General features: G+C 56.3%; 19 protein-coding genes and 1 tRNA gene. 9 read left to right on the forward strand and 11 right to left on the reverse strand.

The window, feature by feature from the left end; translation table 11 throughout:
* The first annotated feature begins 136 nt into the window (after nucleotides 1-136).
* Nucleotides 137-880, forward strand: a complete 744-nt coding sequence (locus F3I21_RS21345) for an alpha/beta hydrolase (protein ID WP_370515724.1) — start codon at nucleotides 137-139, stop codon at nucleotides 878-880.
* A 9-nt stretch (nucleotides 881-889) separates the two neighbouring features.
* Here the strand turns inward: F3I21_RS21345 and F3I21_RS21350 are convergent, their stop codons facing one another.
* Together F3I21_RS21350 and F3I21_RS21355 are read right to left on the reverse strand one after the other, a co-directional pair.
* Entirely contained in the window at nucleotides 890-4,078 is a 3,189-nt protein-coding gene (locus F3I21_RS21350) for a transporter substrate-binding domain-containing protein (protein WP_150059698.1), read from the reverse strand.
* A complete protein-coding gene (locus tag F3I21_RS21355) occupies nucleotides 4,075-4,743 on the reverse strand; it encodes a response regulator (protein ID WP_223815728.1) in 669 nt (222 codons plus the stop codon). The genes F3I21_RS21350 and F3I21_RS21355 overlap by 4 nt, the downstream gene beginning before the upstream one ends.
* Nucleotides 4,744-5,106: 363 nt before the next feature.
* On the opposite strand from F3I21_RS21355, the gene F3I21_RS21360 reads away from it, so the two are divergent.
* Nucleotides 5,107-5,571 (forward strand): Rrf2 family transcriptional regulator, encoded by a 465-nt coding sequence (locus F3I21_RS21360; RefSeq protein WP_058758169.1) that lies wholly within the window; start codon nucleotides 5,107-5,109, stop codon nucleotides 5,569-5,571.
* A gap of 12 nt (nucleotides 5,572-5,583) precedes the next feature.
* On the opposite strand, the gene F3I21_RS21365 is transcribed toward F3I21_RS21360, so the two are convergent.
* Nucleotides 5,584-5,961 (reverse strand): hypothetical protein, encoded by a 378-nt coding sequence (locus F3I21_RS21365; protein WP_058770754.1) that lies wholly within the window; start codon nucleotides 5,959-5,961, stop codon nucleotides 5,584-5,586.
* Between the two features lie 233 nt (nucleotides 5,962-6,194).
* On the opposite strand from F3I21_RS21365, the gene F3I21_RS21370 reads away from it, so the two are divergent.
* Complete coding sequence (locus tag F3I21_RS21370; RefSeq protein ID WP_021506873.1) at nucleotides 6,195-6,593, forward strand: helix-turn-helix domain-containing protein; 399 nt, start codon at nucleotides 6,195-6,197, stop codon at nucleotides 6,591-6,593.
* Here the strand turns inward: F3I21_RS21370 and F3I21_RS21375 are convergent.
* Nucleotides 6,550-7,398 carry an AraC family transcriptional regulator gene (locus tag F3I21_RS21375; RefSeq protein WP_104094299.1) on the reverse strand — a complete coding sequence of 283 codons (849 nt, stop codon included), beginning with the start codon at nucleotides 7,396-7,398 and terminating at the stop codon, nucleotides 6,550-6,552. The two genes, F3I21_RS21370 and F3I21_RS21375, sit on opposite strands and share 44 nt — an antisense overlap.
* Nucleotides 7,399-8,051: 653 nt before the next feature.
* On the opposite strand from F3I21_RS21375, the gene F3I21_RS21380 reads away from it, so the two are divergent.
* On the forward strand, nucleotides 8,052-8,378 hold the full coding sequence (locus tag F3I21_RS21380; protein ID WP_136546269.1) for a hypothetical protein: 327 nt from the start codon (nucleotides 8,052-8,054) through the stop codon (nucleotides 8,376-8,378).
* Here F3I21_RS21380 and F3I21_RS21385 read toward each other — a convergent pair.
* Nucleotides 8,375-9,193 (reverse strand): DUF4225 domain-containing protein, encoded by an 819-nt coding sequence (locus F3I21_RS21385; protein WP_150059699.1) that lies wholly within the window; start codon nucleotides 9,191-9,193, stop codon nucleotides 8,375-8,377. The genes F3I21_RS21380 and F3I21_RS21385 overlap by 4 nt on opposite strands.
* 82 nt (nucleotides 9,194-9,275) lie before the next feature.
* Between F3I21_RS21385 and F3I21_RS21390 the strand changes: the two genes are divergently transcribed.
* Nucleotides 9,276-9,758, forward strand: coding sequence for a type VI secretion system tube protein Hcp (locus F3I21_RS21390; protein WP_150059700.1), 483 nt, complete (start codon nucleotides 9,276-9,278; stop codon nucleotides 9,756-9,758).
* A gap of 147 nt (nucleotides 9,759-9,905) precedes the next feature.
* On the opposite strand, the gene F3I21_RS21395 is transcribed toward F3I21_RS21390, so the two are convergent.
* The 5 genes from F3I21_RS21395 to xylF all read right to left on the reverse strand — a co-directional run bounded on the left by F3I21_RS21395 (nucleotide 9,906) and on the right by xylF (nucleotide 15,047).
* Nucleotides 9,906-10,000 (reverse strand) — tRNA-Sec (locus F3I21_RS21395).
* A 60-nt stretch (nucleotides 10,001-10,060) separates the two neighbouring features.
* On the reverse strand, nucleotides 10,061-11,239 hold the full coding sequence (xylR, locus tag F3I21_RS21400; RefSeq protein WP_021506871.1) for a D-xylose utilization transcriptional activator XylR: 1,179 nt from the start codon (nucleotides 11,237-11,239) through the stop codon (nucleotides 10,061-10,063).
* 93 nt (nucleotides 11,240-11,332) lie between these two features.
* On the reverse strand, nucleotides 11,333-12,514 hold the full coding sequence (xylH, locus tag F3I21_RS21405) for a xylose ABC transporter permease XylH (protein WP_058758166.1): 1,182 nt from the start codon (nucleotides 12,512-12,514) through the stop codon (nucleotides 11,333-11,335).
* Nucleotides 12,507-14,027 (reverse strand): xylose ABC transporter ATP-binding protein, encoded by a 1,521-nt coding sequence (locus F3I21_RS21410; protein ID WP_150059701.1) that lies wholly within the window; start codon nucleotides 14,025-14,027, stop codon nucleotides 12,507-12,509. The genes xylH and F3I21_RS21410 overlap by 8 nt, the downstream gene beginning before the upstream one ends.
* 27 nt (nucleotides 14,028-14,054) lie before the next feature.
* Nucleotides 14,055-15,047, reverse strand: a complete 993-nt coding sequence (gene xylF / locus F3I21_RS21415) for a D-xylose ABC transporter substrate-binding protein (RefSeq protein WP_058758164.1) — start codon at nucleotides 15,045-15,047, stop codon at nucleotides 14,055-14,057.
* A 358-nt stretch (nucleotides 15,048-15,405) separates the two neighbouring features.
* Here xylF and xylA point away from each other — a divergent pair, with 358 nt between their 5' ends.
* The 3 genes from xylA (at nucleotide 15,406) to F3I21_RS21430 (ending at nucleotide 19,260) form a co-directional block, all read left to right on the forward strand.
* Nucleotides 15,406-16,728, forward strand: a complete 1,323-nt coding sequence (xylA, locus tag F3I21_RS21420; protein WP_058775593.1) for a xylose isomerase — start codon at nucleotides 15,406-15,408, stop codon at nucleotides 16,726-16,728.
* Between the two features lie 17 nt (nucleotides 16,729-16,745).
* Nucleotides 16,746-18,188, forward strand: coding sequence for a xylulokinase (gene xylB / locus F3I21_RS21425; RefSeq protein ID WP_150059702.1), 1,443 nt, complete (start codon nucleotides 16,746-16,748; stop codon nucleotides 18,186-18,188).
* Between the two features lie 139 nt (nucleotides 18,189-18,327).
* Nucleotides 18,328-19,260, forward strand: coding sequence for a GlxA family transcriptional regulator (locus tag F3I21_RS21430; RefSeq protein WP_150059703.1), 933 nt, complete (start codon nucleotides 18,328-18,330; stop codon nucleotides 19,258-19,260).
* Here the strand turns inward: F3I21_RS21430 and F3I21_RS21435 are convergent.
* Nucleotides 19,245-20,240, reverse strand: coding sequence for an acyltransferase (locus tag F3I21_RS21435; protein WP_058775591.1), 996 nt, complete (start codon nucleotides 20,238-20,240; stop codon nucleotides 19,245-19,247). The two genes, F3I21_RS21430 and F3I21_RS21435, sit on opposite strands and share 16 nt — an antisense overlap.
* A 204-nt stretch (nucleotides 20,241-20,444) precedes the next feature.
* Between F3I21_RS21435 and glyQ the strand changes: the two genes are divergently transcribed.
* Entirely contained in the window at nucleotides 20,445-21,356 is a 912-nt protein-coding gene (gene glyQ / locus F3I21_RS21440; RefSeq protein WP_021506863.1) for a glycine--tRNA ligase subunit alpha, read from the forward strand.
* Nucleotides 21,357-21,363 lie beyond the last annotated feature (7 nt).

The raw sequence follows: 21,363 nt of genomic DNA on the forward strand, positions 1-21,363 counted from the left end.
GTATCTTCCGGCCGCGTTTGCCAATAAGGAAATTCCGATCTGGCCAAATGAAGTGTCAGCAAATAATAAATTTATTAATTTTAGTAAAAACCCGGCCATTAATAACCGGGCTGTTACCCACGTCGATGCGCCACAAATGATTTATGTTCCGGCAACAGGAAAAAATAATCATGCGGCGGTGCTAATCATTCCCGGTGGGGGTTTTTCTTATATTATGAAAGATCTTGAAGGGCTGGATGTGGCCAACGTGCTCAGCCAGCAGGGCTATGCTTCATTTGTGTTAATTTATCGTCTGCCACACGACGGTTCAGCGCAGTATCGCCAGCAGGCTTTTGCCGATACCCAGCGAGCGCTGCGGCTGATTCGGGCCAATGCGCAGCAGTACCAGGTGGCGCCTGACCGCATTGGCGTGATGGGCTTTTCCGCCGGTGCCTTTCTCGCCGCCAATCTGAGCAACACTCCCGATGAAGCTAACTATCAGGCCGTCGATGCGCAGGATAAGGTGTCGGCGCGCCCGGATTTCAGCGCGCTCATCTACCCGGTGCTGTCGCTGAAACAGGGCGTGACCCACCCAGGCACGCGCGCGGCGCTGTACGGAAAAGATCTCACTGCCCAACAAATGGCACAGCTTTCGCAGGAAGATCGTGTCAGCGCACACACGCCGCCGACTTTTCTGGTGCAGGCGCTGAACGATGGCACCGCCTCACCGCAAAACGCGCTGGACATGTTCAGCGCACTGCGGCAGAACAAGGTCAATGTGGAGCTGCATCTGTTCCAGCAGGGCGGTCACGGCTTTGGCACCGGGCAGAAGCAACATCTGCCGGTGCAAAACTGGCTCACCCTGTTCCACGACTGGCAAAGCAGCCTGGTGAAGCCGTAAGCGGGATGGTTATTGCTTTACAACACGATTGAACGGCAGCCAGCAATCAATGGCCAGCTGTAGCTGCTCGATACGCGTAGTCAGGCCAGCCAGACCCACGCTGAGCAGGTCGCCATCGCGCGCATCGACGCAGTCCTGCTCAAGCTGCTGGCACAGCTGATTGATATCTGCTGCATAGATAATTTGAGCTGCCCCGGCCAGCCGGTGCAGCGTGCGTGCCAGCGCCGGCCACTGCTGCTGCGCCAGTTCCTGCTGGGCCTGTTGCAAATCGCGTTGATTCTCTTCGCATACCCTGAGCAGCAGTTTTGCCACCATATCGTCATCGTGGTGCACCATGGCGCGCAGCTGCGGCAACGACAGCAATGCCGGCAGGGCAGCAGGCTGCGCCAGGGCAGCGTTAAGCTGATCCGGATGCAGCGGCTTAAACAGGCACGCATCCATACCTGCCGCGAGGCCGCGTTCGCGCGTCTCAGCCAGTGCACTGCCGGTAAGTCCGATGATTTTGTGACGATAACCACGGCGACGTAACACACTGGTCAGCGTAAAACCATCCATCTGCGGCATATGGCAATCGGTGATTACCGCGTCAATTTGCTGTGTTGCGATGATCTCAGGTGCGAGGTCAGGCTGGCCGATCGCGGTAACACGATGCTGCAGCGCTTCCAGCTGACGGGTCAGCAGCAAACAATTCGCCGGATGATCGTCAACCACCAGGATATGCAGTGCCGGCATGGCGGGCGGCGCATCAGTCGCGCGCAGGGTTACCGGCGGCGGTGCGCGACTCGGTAGCGGCAGCGTGACGTTAACCAGGGTGCCTTCACCCGGCTCGCTGTGCAGCCGCATGCTGCCCTGCATCTGTTGCAGCAGCTGCGCGCTGATCACCAGCCCCAGTCCGCAGCCGGTTTGCTGACGACCGGCTGTGGCCTGCGCAAACGGCTGAAACAGCTGCTGTTGCTCCTGTTCGCTGATGCCAATGCCGCTATCCTGCACTTCAATTTCCAGCACCAGTTCGCCAGCGGCGTTTTGCTCACCGCTGAGATACACCGCCACGCTTCCCTGCGGCGTGAATTTAATGGCGTTGCTGATGTAATTGGCGATCACCTGACGCAGGCGCGGCGCATCAACCCAGACTTCAAGATCAGGCAGCGTAGTGTGATAGCTAAGCGTAAGGTTTTTTTCATGCGCCAGCCCCTGATAGAGCTGCAGTACCGGCTGGCACAGGGTCGCGATGCTGTGCCACTGCGGTGCCAGCGTCAGCTGCCCGCGCTCAATCTTCGCCATATCCAGAATGTCGCCCACCAGGCCGCTTAATGCCTGTGCCGATTGCCATGCAGTCAGCAGCGCCTCGCTGGCACCGGCCTTACGCGCTTCCAGCGCCAGCAGGCCGATGATCGCGTTGACCGGATTGCGAATCTCATGGCTCACGGTAGCAACCCAGCGGCTTTTGGCCTGATTTTCACGGTCGGCACGATCGCGGGCGATCTGCAATTGCCGCTGCGCCCGGCGGCGGCGGCGGATTTCCCGGCCGCGCTGATACACCCAGAGCAGGCAGGCGAGGGAGACGACGGCTGCCACGCCCGCCAGCGCATAAAATGGCGTGCGATACAGTGGCCAGCTGCTGGCCGTCACCTCGGGCGTACCCTGCCAGCGGCTGGTGAGCTGCGAGATCTCACTGGGTAATATTTCATTCAGGGCTTTATTCATGATGCTGAGCAGCTCGGGATCGCCAGCGTGCACGGCGAAACTGATGTGAGCGGGCTGGGTGCCGACGCGCTGGACAATACGCATCCGTCCGGAAAAATAGCGTTTGATCAGGTAAGCGGCGCCCAGCTGGTTATGCACCATGCCATCGGCTTTGCCTTCCACCACTTGCTGCATGCCGAGACTGGCGTTGTCCACCAGCTGTAGCTGTACTTCAGGATAGTGTTGCTGCAGCCAGCCAATGACCGGGCTGCCTTTCATTACGCTGATACGTAAGCCCGAGTGCAGCGCGGCCGGTGCACCCGCGGTAGCGGCGGTAATCAGCACAAACGGCGTGTGCAGCCACGGCTGGGTAAAACGGCCTGGCCACTGCGCGTTATAGGAGAGTGCGGCCAACATGTCGATTTTATGCTGTTGAAGCTGCATCAGGAGCGAGTCTTCGTGATACTCCGGCACGGCGACAAAATTGATACCGGTGCGCAGGTGGATTTGGTGCAGCAGTTCGGCACTGATGCCCTGAAACTGGTTACGCCCATCCAGCAGTGCCAGTGGCGCAAAAAACGGATTAAAACCCACGCGCACGCTGCCGTGCTGCTGTAGCCAGCGCTGTTCAGCAGCCGTAAGCGCCAGCGGCTGCTGCAGACGCCAGATGTCCGGGCGCTGTGTCCACTGGCGTGAGATCGCGCGATGCTGCTCTGCGGGGATCGCCGCGATGACGCGATTTATTGCACGCAGCATTACCGGCCTGCGCTGACTGACCAGTAGCCGACTGGCATCCTGCGCGCGTGGGGCGAGAATGTCGGCCAGCGCCAGCTGATTGAGATAGTTGCGTTCAATTAAAAAGCTGGCGGAGGTCAGATTATCGAGCACGTAATCCGCCTCGCCGGTCGCCAGCGCCGACAGCGCGACGCGACTGGAGGCATAACGCATGATGTGCGCCTGAGGAAATTGCGCCCGGATTACGCTGTCGCTGAGATAGTGCTGGTCCACCGCCAGTCTGACTGGCGCTGCATAAGGCACCGGCTGCATGGCGCGATCGCGCTGGGTCACTACCACCGGTCGGTTGATCAGCAGATTCTGTGAGGCGTCCAGTTGGGCGTTAGCGGGCACAGTGTTCCCGGCTTTGCTAAACAGCATATCAGCCTGGTCGGCAGCGATAGCGGCCAGCGCCGCGTCACGATCGGCATAGCGCTGCATCTCTATCCGCATACCGAGTGCCTGGCCTATCAGCCGGGCGTAATCAGCAAATACGCCTTCCACGTTTTTTTCCTCGGATGACATATCAAGGAAGGTGAGATAAGGCGGAATATCAGGCGCCCACAGCGCAATGCGCAGCGTGGGCAACTGACGCAATGCCTGCCAGTCGTCCTGCGACAGTTGCGGTATCAGCGGTGCCAGCGGTTCCCGCTCCAGCGGAATATAGAGCTGTGGCATCGGCTGCGCCACCGTGGAGCTGCAGCACAGCACCAGTCCGATAAACATCAGCAGACGGATCATGAGGCTTCCATTTGATTGCGATGCACTAAAGCAAATAAATCACTCATGGTTTTGCAGTGCAGTTTATCCATTAATCGGCTTTTATAGGTACTGACGGTTTTATTACTGACGCCCATCCGCGCCGCGATGCGCATATTATTCAGGCCCTTAATAATATGATGGAAAACCTGAAACTCTTGGGGTGACAAAGATTCAATCATTTTTTTCTCCGCCAGCGTGCTTTCCTGCTCCATTTGCTGCATAAAACCGCCCAGCGGGAAATAACCGTAACCACGTTGTGTCGCCTGAATAGCAGTGGCGATCTCTGGCATATCGGTTTTTTTACTGACAAAGCCATTGGCACCGCTGCGCAGGCTCTGCACGGCATACACGTTTTCATTTTTCCCGGAGATAACAATGATTTTTCCTGGAAAACTTTGCTCGCGCAATGACTTAATCACTTCAATTCCGTCCAGCGACGGCAGGTCGATATCAATGATGACGATATCCGGCTGCTGCTGCTGAATCAGCGTTACCGCTTCCCGGCCATCGGCGCTTTCGGCCAGCACCGTATGTCCATTTTGTTCCAGCAAATAACGAACGGCCATCCGCGCGATCGGATGGTCATCAACCACAACGACCTGAGCCATAGTTAACCTTTTCCTGATGAGTGAATGACAGGTCAAACTTTAGCCGCTCGTTGAATTTTATATATTGCGTATGATCAAGAACAATAAAATAATTATTTGTAGTCTATGTCCTACAAGATTAAATTAATTATAAAAGGGAAATGGTTATTCCGCCTGGAGGAGTTATCTTTCCTGGTGGGAAATAAATATTCCCTTTCTGTCACTCACTTCATTAATTAATTAACTGATGCCCAATCGCCTTTTCACCGCAATTTCTTTTACTGTGGCGGTCTGCCTTTTCCCATTTGGCAGCCTGATTAACGCGGATGCCTGGTCAGGGCGTCATCCACGCTCAGCCGGGATAAATTGTTGCCGCCAGCGTGGTTTGCTACAGTAGCGGGAATTTCAGAGGAAACGTCCATGCCACGCGATAACCGCCTGTCCCGCTCGCTGCACGCGCTCATTCATCTTGATCGTCACGTTAAACGCGCTACTTCCGATGCCATGGCAAAAATGCTCGGCACCAATCCGGTGGTGGTGCGTCGCATGATGTCGGGGCTGCGTGAAAAGGGGTATCTGGTGTCGGAAAAGGGGCACGGCGGCGGCTGGGAGCTGCGCGCGGACCTGCGCGATATCACGCTACTGGATGTGTACCAGGCTATCGGCTCACCGGCGCTGTTCAGCATTGGCCCGGCGGCCGATCCTTCGCCCTGCCTGGTGGAACATGCGGTGGACGCCCGGCTTGACCAGGCGCTGGGTGAAGCCGAAGCGCTACTGCTGCAGCGCTTCAGCCAGATTACCGTGGCGGACATCGCCGACGATTACCTGCAAAAAATGGCCAGCCTTGGGCTGGATCCGCACATCTTTCCGCGCTGCAGCGACTAACCCGCGCGGCCATTAATCCTGCTTCTGCAATTTGATCTGCGCGTCATGCTTCATCACATGCGTGGTGACGGCGGCCTGAAACACTTTAAACATCATACCGCTGACAAACGTGGTCAGCGTCAGCGTGATGAAGGCTGTCATGATCCAGTCGACCAGCGGCCAACCGCTGTTCAGCAGCGTCGGGTGGTAAACCAGCATCGCGGCAAACACCACCCAATGGCTCAGGCAATAGAAACAGTGAAACAGATGACCGAGCAAGGCGTGTTTGCGTGCGGTCCAGGCGCGCAAACCGGCAAACAGTTCGGTCTGCGTCATGGTCATCGCGATGCTGGCTGAGGCCAGCGCAATTGCCAGGCACACACCCGTGTCAGAGAGTAAAAAGGCATGCATAGATTTTCTCCTTTGTGACGATTGGCGCAGCGGAAAGAACGGCAGCTTATCTATCATGTAACTTACAATATTACATGATGTGCGCTGGCGCAACAGCATGTCCTCCCCGCCAGAGTAGTGACATGTAAATTGGCGAGTTATCGCTATTTATTGGCTTTATACGCAAACACAGCCAGTCGTCCTGTTTTTACAATGTCGCAGATTGAGTCGCACCACGGCATCAGGAGGAGAGGATGGATATTCACGCAGCCTTTATGCATCAGCTGATGATGTGGATAGAGGCGAATATTGAACAAAAGCTCATGCTGGAGACGGTCGCACAGCGGGCCGGTTATTCGCAGTGGCATCTGCAGCGGCTGTTCCGCAGCTACACTGGCGTGGCGCTGGGAGCCTATATCCGTGAACGTAAGCTAACGGCTTCCGTCATCACCCTGCTCAGCAGTAATACGTCGCTGATGCAGATTGCGCTGCAGTTTGGCTTCGATTCACAGCAAACCTACTGCCGCACCTTTCGGCGCATGTTTGACCTGCCGCCGGGCGCTTTTCGCCGCAAATACCGGCACAGCCTGCCACCGATTGACGGTCCGGCTAGCCTGCTGATGCTGCATTCGCAGAGTCGGCTGGCGTCGTAAAATATTTGCCTGGCGTTGAGCCGAAGGCGGCGCGAAACGCGCTGATATAGCTGCTGACGCTGTCGAAGCCCACCTGCCAGGCAACCTGCTGCACGCTGTGGCCTGCCGCCAGCCCTTCCAGCGATTTCAGCAGGCGCGATACCTGACGATATTTACTCAGGCTCATGCCAACCGCGCTCGACCAGTGGCGACTCAGGCTGCGCGCGCTCAGACCAGCCCACTGCGCCAGCTCCGGCCCGGTGCGTGTATCAGCCGGATCGTCCATCAGCAGGCGTGCAATCTGCCGCAGCCGCGGCTCTTCCGGCAGCGGCAGGGTAAGTTCCTGCGGCGTGGATTCGTACAGTTCATCAAGAAACACCTGACCCAGCCGGGTATAGCGCGCGCTGCTCCACAGTTCAGGCTCCAGCACCGCCAGCCGTTCAGCCAGCGGCTCCAGTACGGTCGGGCAGGAGAGCAGCACCGGCCGATCCGGCAGCGGCGCGGCCAGCGCTTCGTCAATCAGTACCGTCCAGCCCAGCACGCGTCCCGGCCCGACAAGGGCATGGTCAAACCACGGCGGAATCCAGCCGACCAGCCGCGGCGGATTAGCAAAAATGCCCGACGAGGTGTTCACCGTCATCAATCCCTGGCGCAGGCAAAACAGCTGTCCGGCGGCATGACGATGCGTGCGTCGCTCGCGATCCAGCTCCTTCGACAGTGACACGGCAATGACTTTAGGCGCATCTGGCCGCATCAGCCGCTGGCGCAGCTCTTCCTTACGCGGATCGCCAGAGAACGGAAGGTTGTCGGATGGATGGATGAGCATGGCTGGGCCTGAGTGGTGAGTGGCGGAAGATCACCGATGTAGGGTGATGTTTTTAAATTATGAATTTAAGAGATTCATAGCTACTGGTTTTGACCGGAGAGTTGAACCTGATACAAGAACCGGGCAGCTCTCACATTCATACTACCGATCAAGTCATTCAGCACAAGCCGGTTTACTGAATCTGGCAGCAGATCGCAGCAATAACTAAAAACCTGAAAAATTATGAGCGTTCCGAGCAAAGACAGTGTTGCCCTTTTGGTCTGATGACTTTATGAATTTGAGGGTGGTGATTCCGGTTTCATTTATGCTTAATTGATACCGGATTTGCAGGCAGCACATCAAACTTGAGTTTCGTGCAAGTTTTTTAATGATTCATATCTAACGAGTCTGAGTGAGAGCGTATAAGCCAGAAGCTACTTTAAATCCTCAGGCTTGGTTGTTAATATCAAAACTTATTAATTCATTGATTTATATGACGAAGAGTGGATTGATGTATTTTTTATTTTATAAATTGAGATGGGTATTGGAGCCATGCCACTTTGTATTCATATTTCAATCAAACTGGCGTGGCATACCTGGATTTCATGTGGCTTTTCATCATTGGATTGTGATATATTTGATTCGGAACAGGATGTCTAATCGGGATGATTTATATGAACGAATATGAGAAAAAGCTGTTTGATAATGGTTTCACTACTAAAGATATCGGCAAGCTCAGGAGTATCGTAAAAAAGGATGAGTCCCAATCTGATACCCTTAAAACTCTGGTTATTGATTTAAGCAAACGTTTTTGGGGAGGTGTTATCGGAGTATCTATATTGATCCTCATAGGATTATATGGTGCCCTTAATGCCGATAAATCAGATTTCCTCTCTTATGTGATTGTCCTTGGCTTCGCTTTTTTGATTATCTATTTCGTTACTCCATTGAGATTATCCTGGAAAGCCTATAGGTTTATTAAGAAGAACGATAATAGTTAATTATTTGCAGGGTTGTTTTGCATTTGATAAAGATTCAAACCTATTCCAGTCCCTTTGATCGCCGCTCCTGCACCTTTTATAGCAAGGGCGGGCTTGCTCATAGTCTGAACTTTGCGATAATAATCAGCAGGAAGATATTTGTATAATCTCCAGGCTTCCGGCTTTAATGTAAGTTTGAAAATACCATAATAAGAGGTGGTTAAATCAACTACCTGATATGCAAGTAATCCCAGCCTTTGGTCAAATCCAAAAAACTCAGCTATATCCTCATATGCGTCTCTGACCGGATTTGAAGGGTTAGGTACACCTCTCAGCTTTCCAATTCCTTCAATACCTGAACCTACACCATTCATAATGAGTGTTGAACCGGCGATTACGCCTAGCACATTGCCTGTTGCTGCAGACCCGACTAATACACCCGCCCCTGCCACAATTTGTAAGCCACTTAGGACAACGCTTATACCGTCAATAACATAACCGATGACCTTTTCATTATCATGGTAGAACTTTACTGATGAGGATATCGTCGCCTGGCCGGTTCTGAGCATTCTGTCCTGAATTGAAAGGTTATGAGACTCTTTCTTAAGATTCTGAATGCACTCCTGACATTGTTCATCGCTGGTAGCAGAACGGATGGTATTAAGTTGAAGATTAATGAAGTCCCGTACTTCATCATGAAATCGCATCCTAAGCATTCCATCTTTCAGATGAATGAGAGAAAGATTGTTAGCTAAGCTTACTAGTTGATTTGCCTGAAGATTACCCATTGTGAGGAAGTAATCTGAAAATCTGTTCTTATTCCAGTAGTTGTCCATAACGATACCTTTGTGTAAACATAGCTTTCAATTAACAGGGCTAATCAGATCCTAAAATAACTGGAGTCGAAAAGGAAGACAAATGAGCATTGATATTTTTCTCAAAATTGAAGGCATCACAGGCGAATCTCAAGACTCGAATCATAAGGGATGGATTAATGTTGATTCTTTTACCTGGGGTGCCAGTCAGCCAGGCAACATGAGTGTGGGTGGCGGTGGTGGTGCAGGAAAAGTGCAGTACCGGGACCTAACAGTTCAGACTCATATCGACAAAGCCACACCAGCAGTGATGAAGTATGTCTCGAACGGCAACCATATTAGTAAGGTGGAACTTTCCGCCTGTAAGGCAGGGGGCAGCCAAACTGAATATTGCAGGATAACATTGGAAGATGTCCTTATTACCAACGTTCTCTTCAATGGAGCAAACCATTCAGAGCTTTTAGCCTTATCTTATCAGTTTCAGGCTTCAAAAGTTAAGATTCAGTATTGGGAACAGTCTTCCTCTGGCGGTAAAGGTGCTGAGTCGCAGTCGGGATGGGATATTAAAAGTAATAAGGAAGCTTGAATGAGTACGTATCTGAAAGGCACCCTGTAAATATTTAAGGTAGTTCTCTCAGATGCGTTCATTAGCGTTAACGAAAGATTAGAGTTAGCGCTAATTATAGGTTGTAAAAATGATCACCTGAAGCGGTGGAATTCAGAAAAAGCAAATTGGCGGAAGATCACAGGAGTCGAACCTGCCCGGGACCGCTGGCGGCCCCAACCGGATTTGAAATCCGGCCGCCTCACCGGAGACGACGATCTTCCTTTGAAGATGCCGCGCAGTATAGCGGCAATTGGCGGCAAAATCTTGATCGCAGCGGGGCGTTATTGCACCTTCTCGCCGTGATGCTGCCGATACTCCTTTGGCGTGGTGGCGTAGCTTTTCTTAAACACCGAATAGAAGTACTGCAGGGAAGGATAGCCGCACATCTGCGAAATTTCATTAATATTTAATGAAGAGCAGGCCAGCAGTTCACGCGCTTTCTCCAGCTTCTCGCGGTGAATCATGGCGTGAATGGTGTCGCCGGTCTCATCGCGAAAACGCTTTTCCAGATTGGAGCGCGACATGCCAATCGCATCCAGCACCTGTTCGACCTTGATGCCTTTACAGGCGTTAAAGCGGATGTAATGCATCGCCTGAATCACCGCCGGATCGCGCAGCGAGCGAAAATCGGTAGAGCGGCGGGCAATGACTTTCACCGGCGGCACCAGAATGCGTTGCAAGGGCAGCGTTTGCCGATCGAGCAGGCGATGCAACAGCTTGGCGGCCTGATAACCCATCTGGCGTGTGCCCTGGGCCACCGAAGAGAGCGCCACGCGGGACAGATAGCGTGTCAGCTCTTCGTTATCAATGCCGATTACGCTGAGCTTCTCCGGCACCGGTATTTTCAGGTGTTCACAAGCCTGTAGCAAATGACGCGCACGCGCGTCGGTCACCGCGATAATGCCGGTCTGCGGCGGCAGCGTTTGCAGCCAGTCGGCGAGGCGGTTTTGCGCGTGCTGCCAGTTTTCCGGCGCGGTTTCCATCCCCTGATACACCACGCCCTGATAGCGCTCGCGCATCACCAGCTGGCGAAACGCCTGCTCGCGCTCCTGCGCCCAGCGTTTGCCGCTGGCGGCGGGCAGGCCGTAAAACGCAAAGCGATGAATGCCTTTCTCTTTCAGGTGCAGAAAGGCACTCTCCACCAGCGCAGCGTTGTCGGTGGCGATGTAGTGCACCGGCGGATAATCCTGCTGCCGGTGATAAGAGCCACCAACACCGACAATCGGCACCGGCACATTGCTGAGCAGGCTCTCGATCGAGCTGTCGTCGTAATCCGCAATGACGCCGTCGCCCAGCCATTCGCGGATGTTGTCGATGCGGCAGCGGAAATCCTCTTCAATGAAGATATCCCAGTCGGTTTGCGAAGCCTGCAGATACTCGCCAACCCCTTCTACCACCTGGCGGTCATACACCTTGTTGGCGTTAAACAGCAGCGTAATACGGTAACGTTTTTCGTGCATCGTGGCGCGCTCCCTTAAACCTGTTGCGCATTGCATAGCACGGCGGAAAAGGCAGCAGAAATTGTTTGCGCCACATTGTGATCGCCCACGCGATTACACCCGGCGGCGCGTGGCCGTATCCATCCACACCGCCAGCAGTAAAATCGCCCCTTTGACGATGTACTGCCAGAAGGTCGGCACGTCCATCATGCTCATGCCGTTATCCAGAGACGCCATGATGAAGGCGCCCATCACCGCACCGGCCACCGAACCGACGCCGCCCGCCAGGCTGGTGCCGCCAATCACGCAGGCAGCGATGGCGTCCAGTTCGGCAATATTGCCCGCCGAGGGCGAGCCAGCACCCAGACGTGAGCTGAGGATCAGGCCGGCGATAGCCACCATGACGCCGTTGATGGCGAACACCGCCAGCTTGGTGCGCGCCACGTTGATGCCCGACAGGCGCGCTGCATCAATGTTGCCGCCGATGGCGTAAATCCGTCGTCCGAAGGCGGTGCGCGTGGCCATAAACATGCCGCCGAGCAGCAGCAGTGCCAGCAGCAGGACCGGTGTCGGCACGCCGCGGTAATCGTTCAGTAACCAGATGGCACCCAGCACCAGAACAGCGGTAATCGCCTGGCGTGCCACCGTGCCGCTGGCGGCTGGTTGTGATAACCCCAGCTGCTGGCGACGCAGCCGCAGCCGCCATTGCCAGAGAATAAACAGCGCCAGACCGGCGAAGCCGAAGCCAAAGCCAACACCGCCCGGCAAATAGCTTTGCCCGATCTGCGACATCGCCGGCGTTGTTGGCGCTACGGTGGTGCCATCGGTAATACCAACCAGAATGCCGCGAAACGCCAGCATGCCCGCCAGCGTGACGATGAACGAGGGCACTTTACGGTACGCGACCCACCAGCCATTCCAGGTGCCCAGCAACAGGCCAAGCACCAGCGTTACCACGATGGTCAGCGGTAGCGGCCAGCCGAGCCAGACGTCAAAGATGGCCGCGGCACCGCCCAGCAGGCCCATCATCGAACCGACGGAAAGGTCGATCTCCGCCGAGATAATGACAAACACCATGCCCACCGCGAGGATGCCGGTGATGGCGGTCTGGCGCAGCAGGTTAGAGACGTTACGTGGGCTAAGCCAGGCACCGTCGGTGGTCCAGGTGAAGAACAGAGCGATAAGCACAATCGCTCCCAGCATCACCAGCACCTGCAGATTGAAGCGCGGAAACTTGCCCGGCGCTGGCTTGCCCGGGGTACCGGACAGGCTCTGGCTACTTTCAGTTTTAAGCATAATGTTCGCTCCGCAGGGCAGCTTCCATGACCTGCTCCTGAGTCAGGTTGTCGTTAATCAAATCGGCTTTGATTTGCCCTTCGTGCATCACCAATACGCGGTCACTCAGACCCAGCACTTCAGGCAGTTCAGAGGAGATAACAATCACCGCGATGCCCTGCTGCACCAGCGCGTTAATCAGCAGATAGATCTCCTGGCGAGCGCCGACGTCGATGCCGCGCGTCGGTTCGTCCAGAATCAAAATGCGCGGATTGAGCAGCAGGCATTTGGCGAGGATCGCTTTTTGCTGATTACCACCGCTGAGGCGGCCAATCGCCAGCTCGGGTGAGGAGGTTTTGACACGCAGACGGCGGATAGCATCGTTGATCGCCTGCTGCTCCTGGGCTTCATCCAGCGTGGAGAAGCGATGGCTGTATTGATCCAGCGCGGCCAGCGTGATGTTTTTCCCCACGCCCATCAGTGGCACGATGCCATCTTTTTTCCGGTCCTCCGGCACCATGGCGATGCCGTGCGCAATCGCGGCCCGGCAATCGTCGATCTTCACCTGCTGGCCATCAATCCAGATTTCGCCCTGCCAGCGACCGGGCCAGACACCAAACAGGCACTGGACCGTTTCGGTGCGTCCTGCGCCCACCAGCCCGGCAATACCGAGAATTTCGCCGCGCTTCAGGCTGAACGACACATTATTAACGCGGCGCACATGGCGGTTGACCGGATGCCAGGCGGTGAGGTTTTCGACTTTCAGTACCGTTTCGCCGATCTCGTGCGGCTGGTGCGGATAGAGTGCGGTGAGCTCGCGACCCACCATCATCGTGATGATGTCATCTTCACTCAGCCCGGCCGCTGGCCGTGTGGCGATGTGCTGACCATCGCGAATCACACAGATGGTGTCCGAAATCGCTTTGACCTCATTAAGCTTGTGGGAGATGTAGATGCAGGCAATACCGTGCTCGCGCAGGTTAGTGATAATCCCAAGCAGCACTTCGGTTTCCTCTTCGGTGAGCGACGAGGTCGGTTCATCGAGGATTAGCAATCGCACCTGCTTATTCAGCGCCCGCGCGATCTCTACCAGCTGCTGCTGGCCGAGGCCGAGCTCGCCAACTTTGGTGGCAGGCGAAACGTTAAGTTTGACCCGCTCCAGCAGCTGCTGGCAGCGCAGCGTCATGGTTTCATCATCGACCATACCGAAGCGACCCAGCTCGGCACCGAGGAAAATGTTCTCCATGACCGTAAGCTGCCGCACCAGCGCCAGCTCCTGATGAATAATCACAATGCCTTTGCGCTCGGTGTCGCGGATGGTTTGCGCCTCGATGCGATCGCCGGCAAAGCGAATCTCGCCGTCAAATTCGCCGTGCGGGTAAAGCCCGCACAGCACTTTCATCAGCGTCGATTTGCCCGAGCCGTTCTCACCGCACAGCGACATGACTTCACCGGCTTCGAGCCGCAGGCTGACGGCATCCAGCGCTTTCACCGCGCCGAAACGCTTGGTGATGTTGTTCATTTCCAGCAGCATCGATCTGCTCCTTCGCGTTTCAGGCGCTTAGAGTTCGCTCTGTTTATGGAAGCCGTCTTTCACTACGGTGCTTTCGATGTTGTCTTTGTTGACCGGAATCGGCTTCAGCAGGCGCGACGGCACCTCTTTCAGGCCATTATTCAGCTTGCTGTTGCTGGCGGGCGTTTTGCCATCGCCCAGTTCCACTGCAATTTTTGCCGCTTCGGTGGCAAGTTCGGTGATGGGTTTGTACACCGTCATGGTTTGCGTGCCGTTCATGATGCGTTTGATGGCGGCGAGATCGGCATCCTGACCGGAAATGGCGACTTTGCCCGCCAGTCCCTGCGCGCTCAGCGCCTGAATGGCCCCACCGGCGGTGGCATCGTTGGAGGCAACGACGGCATCAATGTGGTTGCTGTTAGCGGTCAGCGCGTTTTCCATGATTTTCAGCGCATTCTCTGGCAGCCAGGCATCAACCCACTGATCGCCCACCACTTTAATGCTGCCGTTATCGATGTAAGGTTTTAACACTTTCATCTGGCCGGCACGGAACAGACGTGCATTATTATCCACCGGCGATCCACCCATCAAAAAGTAGTTACCTTTAGGTACCTGTTTAACCAGACTTTCGGCCTGCAGTTCGCCGACTTTTTCATTATCAAACGAGATATAAAAATCGATGTCGGCATTATTAATCATGCGGTCATAAGCGAGGACTTTAATGCCTTCGCGTTTCGCTTCGGCCACCACATTACTCAATACCTGACCGTTATAAGGAATGATGACCAGCACATCGACACCGCGGTTGATCATATTTTCAATCTGCGAGATTTGCGTCTCTTCATTGCCGTTGGCCGACTGGACAAATACTTTGGCCCCAGACTTTTCCGCCTGGCTGACAAAAATGTCCCGGTCTTTCTGCCAGCGTTCCAGACGTAAATCATCGATCGCCATACCGATTTTCACTTCTTTCGCCAGCCCGGCGTGGCTGAACAGGGCCAGTGCAGCGCTGAGGGCTAACAGCGTGTGTCTCATTTTCATCATGGTCATCCTGTAGGTTGAGGCTATTGTCGTTGTAAGGCTATGAACCAGGGCGGATGAATTGTTGCCCCGCGACGTGAACAACATCAATTACTGATTTTTATCCTGCTATTACGTTTTTTTGTTTATTTGTGATTCTTTGAGCGCGATCGAAATTTTACGCGGCCATCTGTTAAATCTTGCAGCGGCGCTGCGCGCCGGCACGCGATGTAATTAAATACATGGATTTGCGAGCTGTCGCACAAATAATAATTATCTTAAGTTCAGTGTGAAATATCGTAATTGAGCTGAACGCTTACGCCTCCGCAAAATAACGCTTCACTGCTGACCATTCGGGTCTGATGCTAAGGAGCACAACATGCACGCTTATTTCGACCAGCTTGAGCGCGTTGGTTATGAAGGGGCCAATACCACTAACGCACTGGCGTTTCGCCATTACAATCCGCAGGAAGTGATTCTGGGTAAAACCATGGCGGAACACCTGCGTTTTGCCGCCTGTTACTGGCACACGTTCTGCTGGAACGGGGCGGATATGTTCGGCGTGGGGGCCTTTGATCGCCCGTGGCAGAAAAATGGCGATGCGCTGCAGCTGGCGAAGCTCAAAGCGGATGTCGCGTTCGAGTTCTTTTACAAACTCAACGTGCCTTATTACTGCTTCCATGATGTCGATGTGTCACCGGAAGGTGATTCGCTGCGCAGCTACCAGGAAAACCTGGCGGTAATGACAGATAAGCTGCTGGAAAAACAGCAGGAAACCGGCGTCAGATTGCTGTGGGGCACCGCGAACTGCTTTACGCATCCCCGCTATGCGGCTGGCGCGGCGACCAGCCCGGATCCGGAAATTTTCGCCTGGGCAGCCAGCCAGGTGTGCAGCGCGATGCAGGCGACGCAGACGCTGGGCGGTGAAAACTATGTGCTGTGGGGCGGACGCGAAGGATACGAGACGCTGCTGAATACCGATTTGCGGCAGGAGCGCGAGCAGATCGGGCGCTTCATGCAGATGGTGGTGGAGCACAAGCATAAAATCGGTTTCCAGGGGATGCTGCTGATTGAGCCGAAGCCGCAGGAGCCGACTAAACATCAGTATGACTTTGATGTCGCGACGGTCTACGGTTTCCTCCGCCAGTTTGGCCTGGAAAAAGAGATCAAAGTGAATGTGGAAGCCAACCATGCCACGCTGGCGGGTCACTCTTTCCATCATGAAATTGCGACGGCGATTGCGCTGGGCATCTTCGGTTCGGTCGATGCCAACCGCGGTGACAGCCAGTGCGGCTGGGATACCGACCAGTTCCCGAACAGCGTCGAAGAAAACGCGCTGGTGATGTACGAGATCCTCAAAGCGGGCGGGTTCACCACCGGCGGCTTAAACTTTGATGCCAAAGTACGGCGCCAGAGCACCGACAAATACGATCTGTTTTATGGCCACATCGGCGCGATGGATACCATGGCGCTGGCGCTGAAAGTGGCGGCGCGTATGGTGAGCGATGGTGAGCTGGATAAGCGTGTGGCGCAGCGCTATAGCGGCTGGAATGGTGAGTTCGGTCAGCAAATTCTGAAAGGCGAGTTTTCTCTTGCCTCGCTGGCGGCGCATGCTCAGCAACAGCAACTCAATCCGCAGCATCGCAGCGGACGCCAGGAGCAGCTGGAAAATCTGGTGAATCACTATCTGTATAATTTCTAATCCATCGGGAGCGAAGCATGGTTATCGGGATCGATTTAGGCACCTCCGGCGTCAAAGTGGCGCTGCTGGATGCGCACGGCCAGGTTCAGGCAACGGCCAGCGCGCCGCTGCAGGTGACGCGTCCGCAGCCGCTATGGAGCGAACAGGATCCCGAAAGCTGGTGGCAGGCCACCGATAGTGCCATGCAGGCGCTGGCGCAGCAGCACGATTTACGCCACGTCAGCGCCATCGGCTTTAGCGGCCAGATGCACGGCGCGACGCTGCTGGACGCCGCGCATCAGGTGCTGCGTCCGGCGATACTGTGGAACGACGGGCGCAGCAGCGCGCAGTGTCGCCAGCTGGAGCAGCGCGTGCCATCGTCACGTCAGATTACCGGCAACCTGATGATGCCGGGTTTTACCGCGCCCAAATTGTTGTGGGTGCAGCAGCATGAACCGGCGATATTTGCGCAGGTAGCAAAAGTGCTGCTGCCGAAAGATTATCTGCGCTGGCGGATGAGCGGCGATTTCGCCACCGATATGTCAGATGCGGCGGGAACGATGTGGCTGGATGTGGCACAGCGCGACTGGAGCGATGCAATGCTGGCGGCGTGCGGACTGAACCGCAGCCACATGCCGCAGCTGTTTGAAGGCAACCAGATTACCGGCACGCTGCTGCCGGAAATTGCGGCGCGCTGGGGGATGGAGCCGGTGCCGCTGGTGGCCGGCGGCGGCGACAATGCAGCTGGTGCCGTGGGCGTTGGCATGGTTGAGCCAGGGCAGGGCATGCTGTCGCTCGGCACCTCCGGCGTCTATTTTCTGGTGAGCGAAGGCTATCTCAGCAATCCGCAACGCGCCGTGCACAGTTTCTGTCATGCGCTGCCGCAGCGCTGGCATCTGATGTCGGTGATGCTGAGTGCCGCCGCCTGTCTGGACTGGGCCGCTGCGCTGACCGGCTGCGATGATGTGCCGCACCTGCTGGCCGAAGCTGAACGCGCCAGCGCGCAGGCCACGCCGGTGTGGTTTTTGCCTTATCTTTCCGGCGAGCGCACGCCGCACAATAATCCGCAGGCACAGGGGGCTTTCTTTGGCCTGACGCACCAGCACGGCCGGCCGGAACTGGCGCGCGCGGTGCTGGAAGGCGTGGGCTTTGCGCTGGCGGAAGGCATGGATGCGGTGCATGAGTGTGGCGTACTGCCCAACACGGTGATGCTGATTGGCGGCGGTGCGCGCAGCACGTACTGGCGGCAGATGCTGGCGGACATCAGCGGCCTGACGCTGGATTATTGTCACGGCGGCGAGGTGGGGCCGGCGCTCGGTGCCGCGCGCCTGGCGCAGCTGGCGGTGGACCCGGCCAGCGAATGGCCGGCACCGGCGTTAGTGCAGCGCCATCAGCCGGACGCCGCGCAGCATCAGGCTTATCAGCCGCGCCGTGCGCGCTTTGCGCAGCTATACCAGCAGTTGTTACCACTGATGTCCTGATTTGGCTTACGCATGGCCGGATGAGGTCGCAAGGCGTTGACAGAGTCGGGTATGATGGGAAAAATCGCTGAAGATACGTGGCCGGATTTGGCTGCGCATCTTCGCCCATCGTTACCCTTCATCGCCTGAGGAACCCACCATGCCGCAGCCCGTCTATTTTCTTGTCCTGCCGGGCGTCATGGCGCTCGACCTCACCGGGCCGGCAGAGACGCTGCAGCTGGCGGGCGGACATTTTGCGCTGCACTACATCGGCCCGCAGGCGAGCGTCACCTGCTCGACCGGCATGACCATTGCGGATATTGCACCGCTGCCCGCCACGCTACCCGATAACAGCCTGCTGATTGTGCCCGGCGTGTTCGATTCCCGCATCTGGTTCGATACCGGGGCTGCCGGGCAGGCGCGCGACTGGCTGCGCCAGCAACGCAGCGCGATTCATTCGCGGCGCATTACACTTGTGTGTATTTGCTCCGGCGCGCTGCTCTCCGCGCAGGCTGGCCTGCTGGATGGCGTACAGTGCACCACGCACCATGATGTGTTGCCGCGCCTGAAAGCTGCCGCGCCGGCTGCGCTGGTGAAAGACAACCGCGTGTTTGTGGAAGATGCCGGCATCTGGACCAGTGCGGGGATTACTGCGGGTATCGATCTGGCGCTGCACCTGATCAACCGTCTGTGCGGCGCGCGGCAGGCGCTAACGGTGGCGCGGGAGATGGTGGTGTGGTTCCGCCGCTCGGGTGACGATCCGCAACTGTCGCCGTGGCTGCGTTATCGTAATCATCTGCATCCGGCGATTCATCGCGCGCAGGACGCGATGATTGCACATCCGGAACATGACTGGTCGCTGAGCGCGCTGGCCGAACGCGCCCACGTCAGCGAGCGCCATCTGACGCGCCTGTTTCGCCAGCATTTGGGTATCAGCGTGCGGGAATACCACGAGCAGCTGCGGCTGGTGATTGCGCGCCAGCGCCAGCAGCAGGGGGAAGCGGCGGAGAAAGCGGCGCTGGCCGCCGGCTTCTCCTCGGCACGCCAGCTGCGTCGCGCCCGGCAGCGCTGGGACGATCAGCTCACCAGATGATGCTTGTCCACGCGTTTCAGCAGCATCGCCAGCAGCAGGCTGCCCAGCAGGGTTACGCCAAAGACCCACGGCAGATCCAGCCACGGCCGCGACATATCGTCGTAATGATGGGTACGCAGATAGTGAATGAACAGCGCATGGAAACCATAAATCGGCAGCGAATAGCGTGAAATGGTCGCCAGCAGCGGCAGCGGCCGGTGGTTCAGCACATTTTTAAACAGCACCAGCAGGCTTATCGCCGCGATAAACACCAGTGGGCCACAGTAAAGATACCAGGTGTCATTAAACGCGCCGTTAATCTTCAGCATCTGTCTGGTGCCGAGCGCGATACCGATGACGCAGGCGATAAAACTCAGCCCGGCCAGCCAGCTGATGCCGCGCCTGTCGGTATCCATCACGCCAATCGCCCGTCCAAGCAGCGCGTACAGCAGGTAGTAAATCGAGTCGCCGCTGACATACAGATTGACCGGCAGCCAGTGGAACGGACCCAGCGACTGGCTGACGGTGTTCGGATTAGCGATCACCGCGAGGATCAGCACCAGCAGCGCCACATAGCGCGGCGGCACGTTTTTCACCTGAATCAGCGGAGACAGCAGGTAGATGCCGATAATGGCGAAGAAGAACCACAGATGGTAGAACACCGGCTTCTGCAACAGCTTCAGCAGCGATCGGCCTTCGCTGATCGGCGTCAGCCAGGTGATGTAGGCCAGCGCGACGGCGCTGTAGAAAAGCAGGCACAGCACAATGCGCAGCAGATGGCGGCCCTGCGCGCTGCGTTCGCCAAAGAACAGATAACCGGAAATCATGAAGAACAGCGGCACGCAGACGCGCGAAGCCGAGTTAAGCAGATTGGCGACGTCCCAGCTGGGTCCGGTGACTGCCATCGGTCCGGTGATGTACCAGGTGGTGGTGTGAATGACGATCACCATCAGACAGGCGACCGCGCGTAAGTTATCAATCCAGCAGATTTTTTGCGACATGGCTTCCTCGTGCGTACTCCGTGCGAAGAAGGGTAGCCAGTGCACAGCGGGCCAACAACCCCCGCAGCCTGGATTTCGGAGCTCTCTGTTAACCGCTGCACAACCGCACCCGCCTGCGCCAGGATTTCCGGCTGCACAATGCGCGGTCAAAGGGTATACTGTCGCACTCTTTTTAAATCCACCCGTATCGCGTGCGAATTCAACATGCAAAAGTTTGATACCAAGACCTTTCAGGGCCTGATCCTGACCTTGCAGGATTACTGGGCGCGTCAGGGCTGCACCATCGTCCAGCCGCTGGACATGGAAGTGGGCGCTGGCACTTCTCACCCTATGACTTGCCTGCGTGCTCTCGGGCCAGAGCCGATGGCGAGCGCCTACGTGCAGCCATCGCGTCGTCCCACCGATGGCCGCTACGGTGAAAACCCGAACCGTTTACAGCACTACTACCAGTTCCAGGTGGTGATTAAGCCGAACCCGGACAACCTTCAGGAGCTGTACCTCGGATCGCTGAAAGAGCTCGGTATCGACCCTGGCGTGCATGACATTCGCTTCGTCGAAGATAACTGGGAAAACCCAACGCTGGGCGCCTGGGGACTCGGCTGGGAAGTGTGGCTGAATGGCATGGAAGTCACGCAGTTCACCTACTTCCAGCAGGTCGGCGGCCTGGAGTGTAAGCCGGTGACCGGCGAGATCACCTACGGTCTGGAGCGTCTGGCGATGTACATCCAGGGCGTGGACAGCGTGTACGATCTCACCTGGAGCGACGGCGCGTTCGGCAAAACCACCTACGGTGACGTGTTCCACCAGAACGAAGTGGAGCAGTCGACGTACAACTTTGAGTACGCCGACGTCGATTTCCTGTTCAGCTGCTTCGAGCAGTATGAAAAAGAGGCACAGCAGCTGCTGGCGCTGGAAAAACCGCTGCCGCTGCCGGCCTATGAGCGCATTCTCAAAGCCGCGCACAGCTTCAACCTGCTTGATGCGCGCAAAGCGATCTCGGTAACCGAGCGCCAGCGCTATATCCTGCGTATTCGCACCCTGACGAAAGCCGTGGCGGAAGCCTATTATGCCTCCCGCGAGGCGCTCGGCTTCCCTATGTGTAACCGTAATAAGTAAGAGGCAG

It is taken from the genome of Pantoea sp. B_9 (assembly GCF_008632015.1).
In the GTDB taxonomy this organism is placed as follows: Bacteria; Pseudomonadota; Gammaproteobacteria; order Enterobacterales; family Enterobacteriaceae; genus Pantoea; species Pantoea dispersa.

What these genes read in the sequence shown, in the direction of transcription:
- F3I21_RS21345 (WP_370515724.1), top strand. Translation starts at nt 137, where the DNA reads ATGATTTATGTTCCGGCAACAGGAAAAAATAATCATGCGGCGGTGCTA.
- F3I21_RS21350 (WP_150059698.1), bottom strand. Translation starts at nt 4,078, where the DNA reads ATGATCCGTCTGCTGATGTTTATCGGACTGGTGCTGTGCTGCAGCTCC.
- F3I21_RS21360 (WP_058758169.1), top strand. Translation starts at nt 5,107, where the DNA reads ATGCCACGCGATAACCGCCTGTCCCGCTCGCTGCACGCGCTCATTCAT.
- F3I21_RS21365 (WP_058770754.1), bottom strand. Translation starts at nt 5,961, where the DNA reads ATGCATGCCTTTTTACTCTCTGACACGGGTGTGTGCCTGGCAATTGCG.
- F3I21_RS21370 (WP_021506873.1), top strand. Translation starts at nt 6,195, where the DNA reads ATGGATATTCACGCAGCCTTTATGCATCAGCTGATGATGTGGATAGAG.
- F3I21_RS21375 (WP_104094299.1), bottom strand. Translation starts at nt 7,398, where the DNA reads ATGCTCATCCATCCATCCGACAACCTTCCGTTCTCTGGCGATCCGCGT.
- F3I21_RS21380 (WP_136546269.1), top strand. Translation starts at nt 8,052, where the DNA reads ATGAACGAATATGAGAAAAAGCTGTTTGATAATGGTTTCACTACTAAA.
- F3I21_RS21385 (WP_150059699.1), bottom strand. Translation starts at nt 9,193, where the DNA reads ATGGACAACTACTGGAATAAGAACAGATTTTCAGATTACTTCCTCACA.
- F3I21_RS21390 (WP_150059700.1), top strand. Translation starts at nt 9,276, where the DNA reads ATGAGCATTGATATTTTTCTCAAAATTGAAGGCATCACAGGCGAATCT.
- xylR (WP_021506871.1), bottom strand. Translation starts at nt 11,239, where the DNA reads ATGCACGAAAAACGTTACCGTATTACGCTGCTGTTTAACGCCAACAAG.
- xylH (WP_058758166.1), bottom strand. Translation starts at nt 12,514, where the DNA reads ATGCTTAAAACTGAAAGTAGCCAGAGCCTGTCCGGTACCCCGGGCAAG.
- F3I21_RS21410 (WP_150059701.1), bottom strand. Translation starts at nt 14,027, where the DNA reads ATGCTGCTGGAAATGAACAACATCACCAAGCGTTTCGGCGCGGTGAAA.
- xylF (WP_058758164.1), bottom strand. Translation starts at nt 15,047, where the DNA reads ATGAAAATGAGACACACGCTGTTAGCCCTCAGCGCTGCACTGGCCCTG.
- xylA (WP_058775593.1), top strand. Translation starts at nt 15,406, where the DNA reads ATGCACGCTTATTTCGACCAGCTTGAGCGCGTTGGTTATGAAGGGGCC.
- xylB (WP_150059702.1), top strand. Translation starts at nt 16,746, where the DNA reads ATGGTTATCGGGATCGATTTAGGCACCTCCGGCGTCAAAGTGGCGCTG.
- F3I21_RS21430 (WP_150059703.1), top strand. Translation starts at nt 18,328, where the DNA reads ATGCCGCAGCCCGTCTATTTTCTTGTCCTGCCGGGCGTCATGGCGCTC.
- F3I21_RS21435 (WP_058775591.1), bottom strand. Translation starts at nt 20,240, where the DNA reads ATGTCGCAAAAAATCTGCTGGATTGATAACTTACGCGCGGTCGCCTGT.
- glyQ (WP_021506863.1), top strand. Translation starts at nt 20,445, where the DNA reads ATGCAAAAGTTTGATACCAAGACCTTTCAGGGCCTGATCCTGACCTTG.